Origin of the sequence: Methylophaga sp. UBA4204, assembly GCF_002379485.1 — a bacterium.
In the GTDB taxonomy this organism is placed as follows: Bacteria; Pseudomonadota; Gammaproteobacteria; order Nitrosococcales; family Methylophagaceae; genus Methylophaga.
Genome location: NZ_DFTU01000016.1, coordinates 4,394 through 7,129, shown reverse-complemented (window position 1 = coordinate 7,129; position 2,736 = coordinate 4,394). Strand labels below are relative to the sequence as shown.

Genomic DNA, 2,736 nt, shown 5'->3' with positions numbered 1-2,736 from the left:
CAGAAATACTGGCGGGTTGTTTAACAATGGCATGAACCGGCAAAACAGCTTTTTCAGCATAAGTTCCGTATTGATTCATTGAAAAAGCTGGAATCACATTGACCTTATCGCCAGTTTTGAACTGGCTGACATTGGAGCCTACCTGTTCAATAATACCTGACGCCTCGTAGCCTAGTCGTGCAGGAAGCTCGGGCGTTTCCAGGTATTGACCACTGCGAAACATGACCTCGGCACGATTCAGACCGATGCTATTAATTTTCAGCAGCACTTCGTCGGCTTGCGGAGCGGACACCTGCATGTCGTCCAGTTGTAAAACTTCAGGTCCACCTGTTCGATGGAAACGAACAACTTTGCTCATAAAAATCTCCGGGTAATTGGTAGAAATAAATTATTTAGCGGGTGATCAATACACGATCAAAAGTCGTATCGATAAAAGCCTGCAGGGGACTGATGCTGGAATGCATCTTGGCGCGTAAAATTGCACCTTGCCAGCCTGATAGTAAAAACTCGGAAAGTTGTTCTATATCAGTATCTTCAGAGAGTTCACCACAATCGATAGCAGCTTGGATACACAGGCCAAATTGTTGTTTCCAGCCTTCGAACACTTGATCCAGCCGAACTCGGAATGTTTCATTTTGGCTGGATAATTCCTGTCCTAAGGTGCCAATCAGGCAGCCACGCTTACACTGACCTTCGCTGATTGTTTCCACGCTGATTGTTTCCAGTCCATTTTGCAGATAGTTACGAATCCGTTGCAGCGGACTGACTTTTGTATCGCTGAGAAACGAGTCAATTTTTTCGTTATAGGCAATTGCGAATTCATCAATGATAGCCAGGCCGAAATCTTCTTTACTGGCAAAATAATAATAAAACGAACCTTTCGGTACGCCAGCGGTTTTTAACACGGTATTTAAGCCTGTTGGGTTAAAACCATGGCTGCCGATAACGTCGGTACCGACTTTGATTAATGATTGTCTTGTTTCGATGCGTGTCATATTAGACCGGTCGTCTAGTAAATGTGTGTTCACAGTAGACCAATCGTCTAGTAAATGCAAATCATGCTAAATCAACAGCGCTGAATTTTTGCTGCAATGTTTAAATCAACATGAACTAAGTTTGATGTAAAAGGCTCATAAAGCTTTAAGCTATATTTTCGTGCTCAATGCGGGCAGTAAATTCATCAAAAGGATAGCGTTAATGGGCAGTAAAACATTGAAGTATTTGCCACTGGCATTGTTGTTAGGTTTCAATATAAATCCTGTTTCAGCAGAGCAAGCAGAAAAGTCGACAGTCGAGAAGATTGTTGATGTACAGCACGATTTATTCAAAGGACCCAGAGAAGGATTGCGTTCCAATCACACTAAAGGGGTGGTGTTAACCGGCGTGTTCCATCCAGCTGAGTCAGCTCGACAAATTACTTCTGCAGCACATTTGCAACAGCAGTCTTCTCCGATAGTCGTACGTTTTTCTAATGCAACCGGGTTTCCCGATATTGCGGACAATGATCCTAAAGGATTAGCCAAAGGTATGGCGATGCGTATTGATTTGGGCGACGAGGAATATACTGATATGGTGTTGAGCTCAGTGCCACGTTTTCCGGTGGCAACACCAGAAGCTTTTTTGGAAATGCTCACAGCAGTCAGAGATTCTGCTACTTCAGAAGCTGAGACCAAACCTATTCAACAATTTTTAGCTGACAATCCTAAGGCCAAGCATTTTGTTGAATATCCCAAACCCTTTCCGGCCAGTTTTGCCAATCTGTCCTACCATGGCATCAATGCGTTTAAGTTTACCAACAGCGATGGTGAGTCGGTTTATGGTCGCTATATTGTGACACCACTAGACGGTGTGAAAACATTGGAAAAAGATGATGCTGAAGCAAAAAACGAAAACTATTTGATGAATGAAATCCGTGAGCGTTTACCTGAACAAGCTGCCGAGTTTCGTTTATCGGTACAAATTGCTGAACCTGGCGATGAAGTGAATGATGCAACGGTAATTTGGCCTGACGATCGTCAAGTAGTTGAGTTAGGCACTATAGTGATCGAGGCACCAATGGCGGATGCTGCAGAATATGAAAAAGCGACGATGTTTAATCCGCTGGCATTGCCAGAGGGGATTGAGCCCTCTGCTGATCCTATTTTATTGGCCAGACCGGGTGCTTATGCATTGAGTTTTCAGCATCGCATGGATTGATCGGCAGCAAGACTGAAGCTAACCATACCGCGGGTAAATTTTTGAACATTCAAAGAGGATTGTTATGACACAAGCATCACAAACATTAAGAGAGATTGTCGGCTTAGGGCATCAGCCGACAAAGTTGAGTGATTCAGCATTAATTATGATTGATTGTCAGAACACCTATCGAACCGGTGTTATGCAGCTCACGGGTGTGGAAAAAGCTATTATTGAAGCCAAAGCTTTGCTGGAACGTGCTAGGGCGTTAAACATTCCTATCATTCATATTCAACATGATGGAGGTGTGGGCTCACCTTACGATCTCACTACGGATATTGGTCAGATTTCCAATGAAGTGGCACCTCAAGACGGGGAATACGTTATTACTAAAAACTTTCCCAATGCATTTGTGCAAACTGAATTGGATCAAAGACTGAAATCACTGAATATTGAAAATATAGTGTTGGCAGGCTTTATGACACATATGTGTGTAAATTCCACCGCGCATGGCGGATTTAATCTGGGGTATAAACCTACAGTTGTGGCCAGTACGACTGC

Annotated in this window: 4 protein-coding genes; 2 read left to right on the top strand and 2 right to left on the bottom strand. The window is 43.4% G+C overall.

The genetic code is table 11. From position 1 onward, the window contains the following. Both B3182_RS02180 and B3182_RS02175 read right to left on the bottom strand, forming a co-directional pair. On the bottom strand, positions 1-358 hold a 358-nt coding region (locus tag B3182_RS02180), incomplete at its 3' end, for an alcohol dehydrogenase catalytic domain-containing protein (protein WP_292751367.1). Positions 359-392: 34 nt separating this feature from the next. Beyond that, complete coding sequence (locus B3182_RS02175) at positions 393-995, bottom strand: TetR/AcrR family transcriptional regulator (RefSeq protein ID WP_292354149.1); 603 nt, start codon at positions 993-995, stop codon at positions 393-395. A gap of 202 nt (positions 996-1,197) precedes the next feature. Between B3182_RS02175 and B3182_RS02170 the strand changes: the two genes are divergently transcribed. Beyond that, entirely contained in the window at positions 1,198-2,196 is a 999-nt protein-coding gene (locus tag B3182_RS02170) for a catalase family peroxidase (RefSeq protein ID WP_292354151.1), read from the top strand. Between the two features lie 64 nt (positions 2,197-2,260). Further along, a partial coding sequence (locus B3182_RS02165; protein WP_292751365.1) for a cysteine hydrolase family protein occupies positions 2,261-2,736 on the top strand: 476 nt, incomplete at its 3' end.